Genomic DNA, 14,050 nt, shown 5'->3' with positions numbered 1-14,050 from the left:
CCTTGACGAATGCCGACGTTCGGATCCGGCTGATCGGCCCGGACGACGCCGACGCGCTGATCCGCCTGGCGGAGACGGATAACGTGTTCGACGAGGATCCGTCCGTCGCACCGTCGGGCGCATTGACGTACGACGCCGCCCGCTCCTTTTTGGGCGACCCCACCGTTCTGTTTTGGCTGGCTGAGCTCGGTGGCGGGATCGTGGGATTCCTCCACTGCTGCATTCAGCGCCGTCGCAATGCCGGACCTTGGGCCGAACTGCTCCTCATGGAAATGGGAACTCATATCGAGTGGCGCCGCCGCGGTGTCGGCCGGTCCCTCTTGGCTGTCATGGAGGAATGGATGCGGGAACACGGAATGGAAGAGGTCTGGGTCCCCGCCAACCTCTATGCCACGGGCTTCTATGAAAAATGTGGTTTCGCTAAGGACGAAGGCGAAATACTCGTCAAGGCACTGGGCTGAGTTGCGGCCCATGAGAGTATGAACGCATGAGCGATCAGGACGACACTCAACCCAGTGGCGAGAGTTTTGACGACATCCCGGTGGAGGGCACAACCTTGGACGCTGGCACGGCACAGAGCACATCGGAAGCGGGTCCCAAGGCCAATGGGAAGCCTGGCGCCAAGAAGGGCACCACCCTGCAGGACCTCGTCGACGAACCCGCCAAGGTCATGCGGATCGGCACCATGATCCGCCAGCTCCTCGAAGAAGTGAAGAGCGCTCCCTTGGACGAGGCAGCGCGCGGACGCCTTGCCGAAATCCACGAACGCTCCATCAAAGAGTTGGAAGAGGGCCTCGCCCCGGAACTCGTGGAAGAGCTGGAACGCATCAGCCTCCCGTTCCCTGAAAACGCAACCCCCTCCGACGCTGAGCTCCGGATCGCGCAGGCGCAGCTTGTCGGTTGGCTCGAGGGCTTGTTCCATGGAATCCAGACCGCCATTGCAGCCCAGCAAGCAGCCCGGGAGCACGCTGTTGCCCAGTTGCAGCTTCGCCAGCTCCCGCCCGGAACCATGATCGCCCCGGGAGTCGTTATTGGCGAGAACGGTGAGCCTCAGCGTGCCCACCTTCCCGGCAAGGAAGCCGAACCCGGCAAACCTGCCCGAGTTGAAGATCCGGACCGCCACCCGGGCCAGTACCTCTGAGCACCGGGTTGGGATTCTTTGGGGCCGTCCGGCAAGGGCGGAAGGATGACGCTGAACTTGGCAAAGGATTGTGGCGGCGTGCCCACGACCGTTTTCACCGCGGCCTGGATCGGTACCACCAAGTGCTCGAAGGCGTCGAAGACGAGCAGCTCTACGGCGAACTCGTAGTCATTGCCAACGAGCTGGCGGACTTGTCGTCCAGGGTTCGTGCGGTCTGCGTGGAGGCGCAGCTCCGTTCGCCCAGTGATGGGCTGGATATTCCCGGATCGCTCGCAGGTGTCCATCGTGCGCTGTCCAAAGCGGGAAACTCTCTTGCCACAACGGCGGAGGCGGCCGCGATGCTACGTCTCGCCGTCGGGCCCGTTCCTGTGGGAGCGGTTTCGGTGCGACGACGCGCCGAAGCCGTTTACGAGCATGTAGAAGAAGCCGAACGGCTACTGAGCACGAAAGCTGGCGCGTAAGCGTTCGGGGGAGTTAGGTGCAGACGCGTCTATTCCCACATAACAACTATTAAGCGCCTAGCTTAGAGGCGCCGGAATCCGTAGCCGCTGCGTGTGCGCGCTGGCAGGATGGAAGCCATGACTTCGTCACCGAACCTTACTTTTAACGACGGCAACTCCATTCCCCAGCTCGGCTACGGGGTGTGGCAGGTTGAGGACGATGTAGCCGAAAAGGTGGTGCGTCAGGCCTTCGACGCCGGCTACCGCCACATCGATACCGCCAAGATCTACGGCAACGAGGCGGGCGTCGGACGCGCCATCGCATCTTCCGGCCTCAAGCCCGAGGAAATCTTCATCACCACCAAGCTGTGGAACGCGGACCAAGGCTACGAGTCCACGCTCGCGGCTTTCGAAGAGTCCTTGAACCGCCTCGGCCTAGAAACCCTCGACCTGTACCTGATCCACTGGATGCAGCCTAAGCAGGACAAGTTCGTGGACACCTGGAAGGCTCTCATTGAGCTCCAGAAGCGCGGACGCATCAAGTCCATCGGCGTCTCCAACTTCAGCAAGGAAGGCCTGCAGCGCCTGATCGAGGAGACCGGCGTTGTTCCGGCCATCCACCAGATCGAACTGCATCCGTTCTTCAACCAGTCCGAACTCCGTGAGTTCGCCACGGCACGGGGCATCTTGACGCAGGCCTGGTCGCCACTGGGCCAGGGCGGCGAGCTCCTTGAGAACGCCACTATCGCCCAGATTGCTGCCAAGCACGGTGCCACCCCGGCGCAGGTGGTTATCGCCTGGCATCTGGCGATCGGCAACGTCGTGATCCCCAAGTCCGTGACCGAGTCCCGGATCCAGGAGAACTTCGCAGCGCTTGGCGTCACCTTGGAAGAGGCCGACATCGAAGCCATCAACGGCCTGGACCGAGGCGCCGAAGGCCGCATCGGACCGGATCCGGCAGTCTCGGACTTCGCATAGTTCCTTAACTGCTGCAGTTTCACAACTCGCGGAATTTCTCAACGGGAAGACCTCGCACCAAAACAGGTGCGGGGCCTTCTTGCGTGTATCGGGCAGGATCTCGCAACGCGGGGTCACTTACGGCCCATTCAGCGGCACCAAATGGGCCGTAAGTGACCCCGCGTTGCCCAGAGGGGAGCGCTGAGGGTTCATTGATGTGGTCCGGAACGTGGGATGTCTGTTCGTGGCTGGGGATAAACTCTGACGATGGGGGATTCGAGGGACAACGAAGGCATCTTCGGGGAGGTCACCGGCGGCTCGGCATCTGGGCCACGGAAAGTGCCGGAACGTATTCCGCTGTGGAAGCTCGAAGAAATGCTGGAAGAGCGTACGCCGACTCCGACTGCCTGGCGCGAAGCAGCTGATCCTACCCCGCGACCTAAAAAACTGCGGCGGGTTGCCAGAGCTGTTTCGATCGTCGCCGGGATTGTTGTGCTTCTGGCCGGGCTCTATTTCGTAGGCCCCTTTGTGCCCGGACTGAACGGACTTGGTGGACTAACCGGCGCTGCCAATCCGGGTGCGATGGGACCTTTGACACCAGGTGGCCCTGCATCCGGCGCGGCGGCACTCCAGGCAAAGGATCATCCGCCAGCGGGTGTCGGGGAAAACCCGGGCCCGCTCGGGCGGCCCGCACCCCTGACCGTGACCAGCAAGTCGTACGCTTTCCTACAGAAGCGCGAGGACGGCAGCCCGGTCACCTATGATCCGTGCCGGGCGATCCATTACGTCACCCGCCCCGACAACTCACCCGCCGTCGGCCCTGAGCTCATCCAGGAAGCTATCACTGCGATCTCCCACGCAACTGGACTTACCTTCGTCAACGACGGCGACACCACAGAGGTGCCGTCCGCGGACCATCGGTCATATCAGAAGGATCGTTACGGGGACCGTTGGGCCCCTGTGCTCATCGCGTGGGAGACCCACGCCGAACAACCGAAATTCACGAATCCCGCACAAGGGGAAACTGTGACGGGACTTGGAGGCAGCGAAGCTGTCAGCTTTGGGAATACCGGCTTCACCTACGTCAGCGGGCAGGTGGAACTGAACGGTCCTGCGCTACAACGGATGTCCGCGGAAATAGGAACTGACCAGGTGAGGGCCGTGATCGAGCACGAGCTCGGTCACGTGGTTGGCCTGGACCATGTCAACGACCCTAGCCAGATCATGAATCCCTCGGAGACCCCAGGAGTGGTTTCGTTCGGCGCCGGCGACCTCACCGGGCTCTCCCTCCTTGGTCAAGGAAAGTGCCAGCCCACTTTGTAGGGGAGCGGGGCAGGAGGAGCCTATTACTCGCCGGCTTCGCCGGTCGGTTGCTCGCCGGCGAGTTCGACTAATCGAGGCGCGACTTCCGGAACTGCATGAGCCGAGTCCACCGAGGGTGGCGGGCTGTCGGGCTTGCGGGCCATGTCCGGCTCCAGATCCGATCGCAACCAAACCCGGAGGGAATCGTACCGGTACAGCAGGCTCCCTGGATCAGGAGACTGGGCCTGAACGGTTGTGTTTCGTCGCCACGCTAGCTCACTGATCGGCGGCCCATCCGGGTCCGGATTCGCCAAGGTCAGGCCAGCGGCCCCTGCGATCTCCCGGGCTTTGAGGAAGCGTTCCCCCACAACATCCGGGACGAGGACGAAGTCCGCGGCCCGCCGGTCGTCGTCGAGCGTGTCAGACATGGCATCTAACCTCCTGCCGGTATTGTCCGCCTCGTCCCACATCCAGGCAACATCGCCGATGAGGCTTCCCTGTCAGCGGGTCCCGGACCCGATTGCGCATCTTGCGCCGATGTCCATGTCCTCGCCACTAATAGTCCGGGCATCATCGGGCATGTCGGATTCCAGAGAAGGGTGATCGTCGTCGACCGAGGCCGCGCATGCTCTATCCGGCGATGAGCTCCTTGACCGGCCCCTCGTGCAGGGCAAGGTACACATCGTCGCGGATGTGGTTGGCCTGTGGATCTGTCATGGTTCGGGTGAGGGGACGAAGCACGAGACGTATCAGGGCGTTGGCCTGTCCGTTGCGAATGCGGAGCCGTTCCCGCGCTGACGCGGGAAGCTCTTCATAGGAAGTCAGAGCCAGGAGTTCGACGCTTTCCAGGTCTTCGGCTTGCTTGCCCAAGGCTGTCCGCACCCGGTCTCCGAGCAATTCGGCATCCAAATCCGCGGGAATGACGATAGAAATGTCTCTGCAGATTGAGGGCATCTGCGAGACCGGTTTCCATTGGGACAGGTCAAGCATCTGCTGTTCGATTCTCTTGTCGGTCGACCTGAGCAATCTGATGTCCGGGATGCCTTTGCGGAGCATCAGGGCCCGGTCCAAACCCATCCCCAGAGCCAGTCCCGACCACCTTGCGTGATCCAGGCCGGCCTCGGAGAACAGATGCGAGGCCATGAGCCCGCACTCCGCGAGTTCGAGCCATTCCCCGTCCATGAGTACATCGAGCTGCAAGCCCTCCCTGGTGTAGGGGTGAACTGCCGGAATTGCTCGCCACTGCGCCCCTGGAATGACCGCTTGCACGAGGGAGGCAATCATTTCCTTCAAGTCACCGGCGTCGAGGGTTTCCCGGGAGCTGACGCGCCACAAGTCGACCTGGTGTGGAGTACCGACGTGGGTGCGGTCTATGGAATCGCGCCGGTAGACAAGACCGGGAATGGTCCAGAGCTCGTCGATGGATTCGTCTGGATCCAGTGCCCGCAGCAGAGAGGGGATGGAAGCCGAGGTATGGCTGCGGAGCATCACCGTCGGACTAACGTAGCGGGAGTATCTTTTATCCCGAGTGACATCCGATTCGTTGAACCCCAGGCGGTCGTAGTTGTCCGCCACGCTCACCAGCGGGCTGTGCCGAACGATCCGTTCAGGCACACCCCATTTGCCGCCGAACGCGTCGATTGCTCCTTGCAAGAGTGTCTGCATTGCATGAGGCCCGCCGTCCGGATTTGAGAGATCCCGGATGGTCAAAGCGTTGTTGAGTTCGGAGGGACTGAGATAAGCGGGCATTGCGGGTCCTTATGATCGGATTTGAGCGGCGGGTTCCACCCCCGACTCAAATCCGGCGCCAGGACCTAGGCGCGCGCCTCAGAGCCCTCGCGACCGGAACCCGGTCGGGGGCAAGTAAATCGACGCATGCAGAGCATGGGGTGACTATACCCCAGCTGCTTACCCTGATCGTCGGAGCCAGCGGTTTGCGCCGCTACAAACCGAGGTTTTTGAGCGCGGTGACCCAGTTGTGGGCGATCGCATTCTGGGCAGCTGACAGGGTGACCCTATGAGTGCAGACGGCCTTGTGCAGGGTGTTCTCCACCGCGTCTTTCGGGTTCGTGGTGCCCGTGGCGCTCGCCTTGTTCGGCTCAGGCCACAGATTCGACACGGAGTTAGTGCCGCCGAGCTCAAGACTGATGAGATGGTCGTATTCCGTGGTCTTCACAGCGGTCTGGCCGTATTCGCGCAGGCTCTCGGCCTTCACCTTGTCGGTATTCGAAGCGGGCGGGCGCACCGTGGCCGTATAGCCGCTCATGCAAATCGTCGAGTCGATGTTCTCCTGGGTAACCGCTGGATCTGCGGCCCCCGGAGTGCAGGCCGGGTCCGGCAGGTACGCGCCGCTGGCGGCGTCGACCACTTTGGCGGAGCACTGTCCTGCGGCAAGCTGCTCGTCGGCAGCGACGACGCCGGGGGAGTGGATGGACTTCACGGCTGCAGCCGCCGCACCACCGGGAACGGCTGCAACGGCCTGAGGAACTGCCGGTGACGCGGCCTTGGTCATCGCTTCGGCGGGGTGGGTTCCCTGCTGACATCCGGCGAGGGTCAATGCGGCAAAAAGGAATGCGGTGGGCAGGGCGAGGCGATTGCGGAAGTTCATGATCCTCAGGTGTTCGGGAGCTCGGAAGTCTGTCCCACAGAACGAGGAAAGACGAGCGGAAGCCGGTAGCTCCCGCCCATCTTTTCTATCCTGTTGCCTGAACTTCGCAGCGCCCGGCGCGCCGGGCAGCCTACCGTTGCGAGCCAAGGCACTCGTGCCCGGGTCGTGAAAGCAGCCGTGAACCAAAAAAGGAAGCCCCGCTCATTCCTATGGAATGGCGGGGCTTTTCGAGCTTCCTATCAGAATCGAACTGATGACCTTTTCATTACGAGTGAAACGCTCTACCGACTGAGCTAAGGAAGCACCGCGTTATCGTCCGGGTACCGGCTGAATCACGCAAGATACAACTGTAATAGAGTCACCTCGTCCGGGTCAAAACGGCCCGGGCGGAGCTCCCGCGGCCCCGTTGTTGCGGAATTCACCCGCTCGTCGCGCCGGGTTCAGGCCGTCGTCGCGGACCGGGGGCAAGCTGGGCGGACTAACGTGGCCGGACGATTTCGGTCATCAACCAGCGAAGGGGCGCCATGAGCATGGACAGCAGCAAGAGGATCAACGCGGACGACGCCGGGGCACATCGTGCGCAGCGGCTCCGGCTTGCTGTCTTGGACATGGTGGGCACCACGATTACCGACGATGGCCGTACCGAGCGTGCGATGTCCTTCGCCCTGCAGGAGACCGGCGTCGAGCCTGGTTCGCCCCGCTTCGAAAGCATGCTCGGCTACGCCCGGGACACCATGGGCTTTTCGAAGTTGACGGTTTTCAGCCAACTTTTTGAAGAAGCCCAACGCGCCGAGAGCGCCAATAAGGCCTTTGAACGGGCCTACGACGATCTGATTGCCGACGGCGGCGTCCGGGCTATTCCAGGCGCCGAGGAGACCATCGACTGGATGCGGGACTCCGGCGTGAAAGTTTGCCTGGCTACGGGCTTTGGCCGGCACACCCAGAACATCGTGCTTGAGTCCTTGGGTTGGATGGGGAAGGCCGATCTCAGCCTGTGCCCCGCCGACGCCGGCCGCGGGCGCCCTTACCCGGACATGATTCTCACGGCTGTGTTGGCCCTCGACCTGGATGATGTCCGCGAGGTCGTCGTGGTGGGGGACACGAGCTCGGATATGTTGTCCGGCCTTCGCTCCGGCGCCTCCGCCGTGGTGGGCGTGCTCACTGGCTTCCATTCCGAGGCGGCTTTGCGCGCGGCCGGCGCCACCGCCGTCGTGCCCTCAGTCAAGGACCTTCCCGCACTGCTTGAGCCCCGCGCCGCAAGGCTCTGACGCAGGGTCCTCAACGAGCTACCACTTTTGGTCTGGTGTCCGCTACGCGGGAGCCGTCATTCCGCCACCTACGCTGCTGGGGCCCGCGCAAAAGTGCAGGCCGCCATCCGGCCCACCATTCCGGGCTACGCCTCAACAAATGACCACCGTTGCGGGCGAACCGCCCACAACGGAACCGCCAAGCTCAGCACATAGTCCCGTCTGAGGGCACCCTTCCGTCCACGAAGTAGTTGTCGACGGCGTCGGACACGCATTGGTTGGAGCGGCCGTAGGCGGTGTGGCCTTCGCCCCTCCACGTCACAAGGGAAGCGTTGCCGAGTTGTTTCCGCAATGAACCAGCCCAGGCGACTGGCGTCGCGGGGTCCCCGGTGGTGCCAACAACCACGACCGGCGCCGCGCCCGTGTACTTGACGGGGGCCGGAGTGTGCACCGGCTTGTAGGGCCAGTCCTTGCAGTTGATGCCGCCGTAGGCGAAGTAGTAGCCGAAGGTGGGGGAGAGCTGCTTCAACCGGGCTTCTTCGGAACGCATCCCGGCCGTGTCCGTGACCATGGGGTAGTCAAGGCAGTTGATGGCGTTGAACGCGAACTGGGTGTTCGAAGTATAGGTGCCGTTCGGGTCCCGGTCTGCGCCGAAGTCGGCAATCCGAAGCATGAGCGACACGTCGCCCTTGAACGCGGCCACCAGGGCCTGGGTCAGGACAGGCCACGATTCGTTGTCGTAGAGCGGGGTGAAAATACCGCTGACAAACGTCGCCCCGGTGACCAGCCGGCCGTCCTTGGCGCGCTTGGGATTCTGCTCGACGTCGGCAATGAGGTCCTGGATCTGCTGCACGCCGCTATCGACGCTGCCGGTCATAGGGCACCCGGACTTGGCCTGGCAATCCGCCACATAGGTGCGGAGCTCCTTTTCGAACGCCTCTGCCTGCCCCGCAGTGAGGTCCTCGTTGTTGAGGGCCGGATCAACTGCGCCATCCAAAACGAGCTTGCCGACGTTGTTCGGGAACAGGGACGCATAGGTGGCGCCGAGGGAGGTTCCGTAGGAGAAACCCAGGTAGTTGAGCTTTGCGTCATTCAGCACTGCGCGGAGGATGTCCATGTCCTTGGCGGAGCTGGCGGTGTCGATATGTGCCAGGGCGGGGCCGGATTTTTCCACGCACTTGGCATTGATGGCCTTGGTGTCGGCCAACGCCGCGGCGATGCCCTGGTCAGTTTCGTAGTTGTAGACCTTCTCGCGGGAAGCGTCCCGCTCGGCATCGCTGAGGCACGTCACCGGCGCCGATCGCTTGACGCCGCGGGGATCGAAGCCAACCAGGTCGAAACTGGACCTCAGCTTGCTGGTGAAGTGCGTCTTCCCGGCATCCCTGACGAAGTCATAGCCCGAAGCGCCGGGGCCACCGGGATTCACCAGCAGCGAGCCTTTCTTTGTGCCCTGGCCCTGGAGCCGAATCGCCGCGATGGAGATGCTGTCACCATCGGGTTTGGCGTAGTCCACCGGTACTTTGATGTTGGCACACTGGAATCCCTGCTCGCAGGATGTCCAGTCCACTTTTTGGGAGTAGAAACTCTCCAGTCCTGCCGGAGCCGCGGCGGCGATGGACGCGTCCGGGGTGCTGACGCTGCCGCTGCCGGTCCCATTGCTGGCGCCGTCGTTGGGCACCGGTACGGAGAACACGCAACCGCTCAGCAGCAAGCTGGCGGAGACCGTGGCAGCGACTGCCGCTGCCGCCCGCCGCAGTGATGGGAACCGTGTCCTGGATCTGGACCCGGCGGGCCGGCGTCGTGCGGGGGTCATGCGTTTCTCCTCAGGCTGGGGAAGCGTGCTGTACTTCTAAACTATCCGGCTATTGCTGAATCAGGCTGCTCGCCATGGACTCGACCGCCAACAGCGGTGCCACGTTGGTCGTGGTGATCCGCACGCGCGCCTTGTTGATGGCATCCATGCGCGCCAAGGTGATCTCAGGCGTGGAGCCTGCCGCGTAGGCCTCCAATTCACTCCTGAGTTCAACGTTGACCAACTCCACGGCGTTCCCCAACTGGATGACCAGGACGTCCCGGTAGAAGGAGAGCAGATCGGTCAGCGTGCGGTCGAGGGAATCTGTGATGGAGCGTTTGGCCCGCCGTTTCTGGTCGTCCTCAAGCTGCTTCACCTGGCTTCGCATCGACGGCGGCAATGTACCCGACTCCGGAGCGCCCAGGCTCGCGAGCAGGGCGACCTTCTCGGCGGCGTCGCGTTCGTCGTTGGAGCTGTTGGCCTCATCGGTCGCGATCTTGACCAGCTTTTCGGCCATCATCACGGCAGCGGTGACGCCGCGCAGGCCCAGCGGGAAGCGGACAGTCTCCATCCGTCGTTCCCTGGCCTCCGGATCGCGGGCCAGCCGACGCGCAATGCCGATGTGGCTTTGGGCAGCGCGGGCGGCCCGGTCCGCAATGGCGGGGTCGACGCCGTCGCGCCTCACCAACAGGGCGGCGACGTCGGCAGCTGGCGGAATCCGGAGGCTCACCGGGCGGCAACGCGAGCGGATGGTGACCAGCACATCCGCGGGCGACGGCGCGCACAGCATCCATATCGTCCGGGGCGTGGGTTCCTCGATGGCCTTGAGGAGTACGTTGGTGGTGCGCTCGGCCATCCGGTCCGCGTCCTCCACCACAATGATGCGCCAACGGCCCGACGCCGGCCGGTCGCCGGCCTTGGACACCAGCTGGCGGGCTTCTTCGATGGTGATGGTGACCTTCTCCGTGCGGACAAAGGTCACGTCGGAGTGGGTCTCGCCGAGGATGGTCCGGCACGAGGCACATTCGCCGCAGCCTCGAAGGGCGACGTCGTCCTGCTCACAGTTCAACGCCGCCGCGAACGCCTTGGCCGCGTTCGAACGGCCTGAACCCGGCGGTCCCGTGAACAACCATGCGTGCGTGAGGCCTTCGCCTTGGGCCGCCGCACGCAATTGCGCGACGACGGGCGCCTGGCCCTGGAGCTCGTCCCAGACACTCATGTCCGGCTCCCGAGCAAGTCCCGCACGCGCCCGAGGATCTGGGCTGCGAGGTCCTCGATGGCGTCCTGGGCGGGCAGCACGAGGTACGTCTCCGGGCGAGCCTCGGCCAGCTCCAGGAACGCCGCACGGATCCGGGCGTGGAAATCGTCCGGTTCCGACTCGAGCCGGTCCTCGGCAACGTCTCCGGCAGTTCTGCGGTCCCGGCCATCGCCGGGGTGGACGTCGAGAAGTACCGTCAGGTCCGGCTCGAGGCCTTCGGTGGCCCATTCGTTGAGCCGCCTGACATCCACGGTCCCGAGGTCCCTGCCAGCACCCTGGTAGGCGACGGAGGAATCTATATAGCGGTCCGTGATCACCACTGAACCCTGTGCCAGGGCCGGGCGGATGACCTGGCTTGCGTGGGCGGCCCGGGATGCGGCGAACATGAGGGCCTCGGTCCGGGGATCGATAGTGCCGTGGCCGTGGTCCAGCACGAGGGAGCGCAGCTTTTCGCCGATCGGGGTGCCCCCGGGCTCTCGGGTGCGCAGCACGGAAAAGCCAAGCAACTCGAGCGCCTCAGCCAAGCGGGCGGCCTGCGTGGACTTGCCGGCCCCGTCCCCGCCCTCGAAGGCGATGAAGAGTCCTGGGCGCTGGTCCGGCATGGGGCTCTGGTCCTGCTTGAGGCGCTGCGTAGTCACGGATCTAAGCGTACAGAGGAACACTGACCGTGCCCGACGACGGCGCATGTCCGCGCGCGAGGGACGCACCCTGCCGCCTGCAGCAGTTCAGCGGTATGAGGGGTCAGTCGTAACAGCTTTCCAGCGCCCGCTCCCTGCGCCGTAGGCTGGAGCAATGAGTCTTTCCCGAGAACATGCCGCAGATCTGTCCCCTGACACTGTGGTGGTGGCGGCAGGCCGTCCCGAACGAAGCCATGACCAGCCCGTCAACCCGCCGATCGTTCTGTCCTCCACGTATTTCGGCACAGGAGCACTGAGCGACGGCGACCGCGGCTACGGACGCTATGCCAACCCCACGTGGGATCCGTTCGAAGAAGCGCTGGCCCAACTGGAGGGCGCCGAGCTCCCCGGCCTGCTTTATGCCTCGGGCCTGGCCGCAGTGAGTTCCGCGTTGTCGCTCGTGCCGGCCGGGGGAGTCCTCGTCATGCCGACGCACAGCTACGCAGGATCGCTCGTCATGGCCACCGAACTCGCGGCCAAGGGCATCCTTGAATTGCGGACCGTCGACATCGCGGACACCGACGCCGTCAAGGCACAGCTCGCCCCCGCGGAGGGAAAGCCCGCCAACATGCTGTGGATTGAAAGCCCCACCAACCCGATGCTCGGCATTGCCGACGTCCGGGCACTGACCACCGCTGCCCGTGAGGCCGGCGCCATCGTGGTCACGGACAACACCTTCTCCACGCCGCTTGTCCAGCAGCCCCTCAGCCTGGGCTCCGACGTCGTGCTCCATTCGGTGACCAAATACCTGGCCGGCCACTCCGACGTCGTACTCGGCGCCTTGGTGACATCCAATCCGGAACTGCGCGCGGAACTCCTCCACCACCGCATCATCCACGGCGGCATCGCGGGTCCTTTCGAGGCCTGGCTCGCGCTCCGCGGACTGCGCACGCTGGCACTCCGGATCGAGCGCTCGCAAGCTTCTGCCGCAACGTTGGCCGAGCGGCTGAGCACCCACCCGCGTGTCGAATCCGTACGTTTCCCAGGACTGCCCAACGACCCCGGCCACGAACGGGCCAAGTCCCAGATGAAGGGCTTCGGTTCGATCCTGTGCATCCAACTGGGCGGGGACGGAACCCGCAGCGGTGCCGACGCAGCGGATCAACTCGTTCGTGCATTGCAGTTGTGGATCCCCGCGACGTCGCTGGGTGGGGTCGAATCCCTCATCGAACGCCGACGCCGGCACACCGCCGAGCCGCTCAGCGTGCCAGACAACCTGGTCAGGATGAGCGTAGGCATCGAGAACGTCGAAGACCTCTGGGCCGATTTAGAGCAAGCACTCAAGTCGCTTGACCGCTAGGCTTGAGGACGTGGACGGAAAAATTTTGATTTCATACATCCAGAATGGGATTTGGTTCATTCTGGGACTGGTTGCCTTCGCATTGGAGCTGTGGGCGCTGGTCGATTGCCTGCGCCACAAACCCTCGTCCTTTGAAGCCGCATCCAAGCGCACCAAGACCTTCTGGCTGGCCCTGACCGGCGTCGCCGCGGTGATCGGCGGCCTTTCCGTCCTCGGTGGCGGCGGTGGCTTTGGTATCTTTGGCATCGCCGCCGTGACCGCGGCATGCGTCTACTTGGCGGACGTCCGTCCCGCGGTGAAGGAAATCGGCAACAGTGGCCGCAACCAGGGGCCGTACGGTCCTTGGTGAGCCCCGCTGGCTCCCTAAGCTCGCAAGCTCGCTCAGGGAACCAGGGGCCGTACGGTCCTTGGTGAGCCCCGCTGGCTCCCTAAGCTCGCAAGCTCGCTCAGGGAACCCTGCCGGCGTGGGCCCAGGTTAGCTAGGCCGGAGCCACCGCTGACCAGTCGACAGTAAGTTCACCCAAGCGCCAGCGCGACGTTCCGTCCTGAAGCGGCCAACCGGCGTCGCGCATTGATTGGCACATGGCGGTCCACCGCTGCCTCCTGCCAAAGGACGCAAGCGGCGCGGCCTCCAACCAGGCCTGGTCCAGAGCATTCAGGAAAGCATGAATGCGTTCTCCGGGGATGTTGCGGTGGATGAGTGCCTTCGGGAGGCGTTCGGCCACGTCGGAGGGCAGTTCGAAACTGCCGAACCGCATGGACAAGCTCAGGCTCAACGGTCCGTTCGGATCCAACGCAACCCACGTCACCCTTCGGCCGATTTCGTCGCACGTGCCGTCGATGAACAATCCTTGCGGTGCCAACCGCGACTGCACGAGCGCCCAGATCCCGGCCACATCCGATTCCTCGTATTGCCGCAGCACGTTGAAGGCCCGCACCAACACGGGATTGCCTGGAACAGGAACCTCGAAACCGCCCACATGGAAGCTGAGCCCGGGCCTCTCCAAGGATTTCGCGATCCGGACGCGCTCGGGTTCGATCTCGATCCCGCACACGCGGACGTCCGGACGGACGGCCTGCAGCCTTTCGAAGAGTTCGACGGCGGTGGCCGGGGAAGCGCCGTAGCCGAGGTCCACTACCAAGGGGTCGACGGCGGAGCGCAGCCGCCATCCCTGCGGGCCCGCCAACCAGCGGTCCAGGCGGCGCATGCGGTTGGGATTGGTGGTGCCCCTGGTGATGTTGCCGACGGGTTTGCCGCGTCTTCCCTGCACCCGCTCCGCTTTTTGCACCACCGTCCAACTTTATCCTCCAACGCGGGGTCACTTACG

15 protein-coding genes and 1 tRNA gene are annotated in these 14,050 nt (G+C 63.9%); 8 read left to right on the top strand and 8 right to left on the bottom strand.

Translation table 11 applies throughout. The annotated features are described in order from the left end of the window. The first annotated feature begins 2 nt into the window (after positions 1-2). The 5 genes from ACFVTG_RS13450 (at position 3) to ACFVTG_RS13430 (ending at position 3,861) form a co-directional block, all read left to right on the top strand. Positions 3-461, top strand: a complete 459-nt coding sequence (locus ACFVTG_RS13450; RefSeq protein WP_390281133.1) for a GNAT family N-acetyltransferase — start codon at positions 3-5, stop codon at positions 459-461. Between the two features lie 26 nt (positions 462-487). Next, positions 488-1,141, top strand: coding sequence for a bacterial proteasome activator family protein (locus ACFVTG_RS13445; protein ID WP_284753427.1), 654 nt, complete (start codon positions 488-490; stop codon positions 1,139-1,141). Positions 1,142-1,149: 8 nt separating this feature from the next. Beyond that, positions 1,150-1,602, top strand: coding sequence for a hypothetical protein (locus ACFVTG_RS13440; protein ID WP_390281131.1), 453 nt, complete (start codon positions 1,150-1,152; stop codon positions 1,600-1,602). A gap of 117 nt (positions 1,603-1,719) precedes the next feature. Then, a complete protein-coding gene (locus tag ACFVTG_RS13435) occupies positions 1,720-2,559 on the top strand; it encodes an aldo/keto reductase (RefSeq protein WP_390281129.1) in 840 nt (279 codons plus the stop codon). Between the two features lie 246 nt (positions 2,560-2,805). Next, positions 2,806-3,861: a matrixin family metalloprotease gene (locus tag ACFVTG_RS13430; protein ID WP_390281127.1), complete on the top strand. Its 1,056-nt coding sequence runs from the start codon at positions 2,806-2,808 to the stop codon at positions 3,859-3,861. Positions 3,862-3,884: 23 nt separating this feature from the next. On the opposite strand, the gene ACFVTG_RS13425 is transcribed toward ACFVTG_RS13430, so the two are convergent. The 4 genes from ACFVTG_RS13425 to ACFVTG_RS13410 all read right to left on the bottom strand — a co-directional run bounded on the left by ACFVTG_RS13425 (position 3,885) and on the right by ACFVTG_RS13410 (position 6,751). Beyond that, positions 3,885-4,268 (bottom strand): PASTA domain-containing protein, encoded by a 384-nt coding sequence (locus ACFVTG_RS13425; protein ID WP_390281125.1) that lies wholly within the window; start codon positions 4,266-4,268, stop codon positions 3,885-3,887. 202 nt (positions 4,269-4,470) lie between these two features. Beyond that, on the bottom strand, positions 4,471-5,589 hold the full coding sequence (locus ACFVTG_RS13420; protein ID WP_390281123.1) for a hypothetical protein: 1,119 nt from the start codon (positions 5,587-5,589) through the stop codon (positions 4,471-4,473). A 193-nt stretch (positions 5,590-5,782) separates the two neighbouring features. Then, a complete protein-coding gene (locus ACFVTG_RS13415) occupies positions 5,783-6,448 on the bottom strand; it encodes a hypothetical protein (RefSeq protein WP_390281121.1) in 666 nt (221 codons plus the stop codon). Between the two features lie 230 nt (positions 6,449-6,678). After that, positions 6,679-6,751, bottom strand: a tRNA-Thr gene (locus ACFVTG_RS13410). A 227-nt stretch (positions 6,752-6,978) separates the two neighbouring features. Between ACFVTG_RS13410 and ACFVTG_RS13405 the strand changes: the two genes are divergently transcribed. Then, complete coding sequence (locus ACFVTG_RS13405) at positions 6,979-7,716, top strand: HAD-IA family hydrolase (protein ID WP_390281340.1); 738 nt, start codon at positions 6,979-6,981, stop codon at positions 7,714-7,716. Between the two features lie 184 nt (positions 7,717-7,900). Here ACFVTG_RS13405 and ACFVTG_RS13400 read toward each other — a convergent pair whose 3' ends face one another. From ACFVTG_RS13400 to tmk, 3 genes are read right to left on the bottom strand one after another with little or no spacing between them, the layout of a single operon-like run. Further along, a complete protein-coding gene (locus ACFVTG_RS13400) occupies positions 7,901-9,508 on the bottom strand; it encodes an alpha/beta hydrolase (protein ID WP_390281119.1) in 1,608 nt (535 codons plus the stop codon). 49 nt (positions 9,509-9,557) lie between these two features. Beyond that, entirely contained in the window at positions 9,558-10,706 is a 1,149-nt protein-coding gene (locus ACFVTG_RS13395; protein WP_390281117.1) for a DNA polymerase III subunit delta', read from the bottom strand. Further along, the gene (gene tmk, locus ACFVTG_RS13390) at positions 10,703-11,347 is read right to left on the bottom strand and encodes a dTMP kinase (RefSeq protein ID WP_284753534.1); all 645 of its coding nucleotides are present in this window, start codon (positions 11,345-11,347) and stop codon (positions 10,703-10,705) included. The genes ACFVTG_RS13395 and tmk overlap by 4 nt, the downstream gene beginning before the upstream one ends. Positions 11,348-11,537: 190 nt before the next feature. Between tmk and ACFVTG_RS13385 the strand changes: the two genes are divergently transcribed. Together ACFVTG_RS13385 and ACFVTG_RS13380 are read left to right on the top strand one after the other, a co-directional pair. Continuing rightward, the gene (locus ACFVTG_RS13385; RefSeq protein ID WP_390281115.1) at positions 11,538-12,722 is read left to right on the top strand and encodes a trans-sulfuration enzyme family protein; all 1,185 of its coding nucleotides are present in this window, start codon (positions 11,538-11,540) and stop codon (positions 12,720-12,722) included. Between the two features lie 10 nt (positions 12,723-12,732). Then, on the top strand, positions 12,733-13,071 hold the full coding sequence (locus ACFVTG_RS13380; protein WP_284753414.1) for a DUF2516 family protein: 339 nt from the start codon (positions 12,733-12,735) through the stop codon (positions 13,069-13,071). Positions 13,072-13,201: 130 nt separating this feature from the next. Here ACFVTG_RS13380 and ACFVTG_RS13375 read toward each other — a convergent pair whose 3' ends face one another. Then, positions 13,202-14,014, bottom strand: coding sequence for a class I SAM-dependent methyltransferase (locus ACFVTG_RS13375; protein WP_390281113.1), 813 nt, complete (start codon positions 14,012-14,014; stop codon positions 13,202-13,204). Positions 14,015-14,050 lie beyond the last annotated feature (36 nt).

The organism is Arthrobacter sp. NPDC058127 (assembly GCF_042884555.1).
Taxonomy (GTDB): domain Bacteria; phylum Actinomycetota; class Actinomycetes; order Actinomycetales; family Micrococcaceae; genus Arthrobacter.
This window is presented reverse-complemented; position numbering and strand designations above follow the sequence as displayed.

What these genes read in the sequence shown, in the direction of transcription:
- ACFVTG_RS13425 (WP_390281125.1), bottom strand. Translation starts at nt 4,268, where the DNA reads ATGTCTGACACGCTCGACGACGACCGGCGGGCCGCGGACTTCGTCCTC.
- ACFVTG_RS13415 (WP_390281121.1), bottom strand. Translation starts at nt 6,448, where the DNA reads ATGAACTTCCGCAATCGCCTCGCCCTGCCCACCGCATTCCTTTTTGCC.
- ACFVTG_RS13385 (WP_390281115.1), top strand. Translation starts at nt 11,538, where the DNA reads ATGAGTCTTTCCCGAGAACATGCCGCAGATCTGTCCCCTGACACTGTG.
- ACFVTG_RS13430 (WP_390281127.1), top strand. Translation starts at nt 2,806, where the DNA reads ATGGGGGATTCGAGGGACAACGAAGGCATCTTCGGGGAGGTCACCGGC.
- tmk (WP_284753534.1), bottom strand. Translation starts at nt 11,347, where the DNA reads ATGCCGGACCAGCGCCCAGGACTCTTCATCGCCTTCGAGGGCGGGGAC.
- ACFVTG_RS13445 (WP_284753427.1), top strand. Translation starts at nt 488, where the DNA reads ATGAGCGATCAGGACGACACTCAACCCAGTGGCGAGAGTTTTGACGAC.
- ACFVTG_RS13420 (WP_390281123.1), bottom strand. Translation starts at nt 5,589, where the DNA reads ATGCCCGCTTATCTCAGTCCCTCCGAACTCAACAACGCTTTGACCATC.
- ACFVTG_RS13405 (WP_390281340.1), top strand. Translation starts at nt 6,979, where the DNA reads ATGGACAGCAGCAAGAGGATCAACGCGGACGACGCCGGGGCACATCGT.
- ACFVTG_RS13395 (WP_390281117.1), bottom strand. Translation starts at nt 10,706, where the DNA reads ATGAGTGTCTGGGACGAGCTCCAGGGCCAGGCGCCCGTCGTCGCGCAA.
- ACFVTG_RS13400 (WP_390281119.1), bottom strand. Translation starts at nt 9,508, where the DNA reads ATGACCCCCGCACGACGCCGGCCCGCCGGGTCCAGATCCAGGACACGG.
- ACFVTG_RS13435 (WP_390281129.1), top strand. Translation starts at nt 1,720, where the DNA reads ATGACTTCGTCACCGAACCTTACTTTTAACGACGGCAACTCCATTCCC.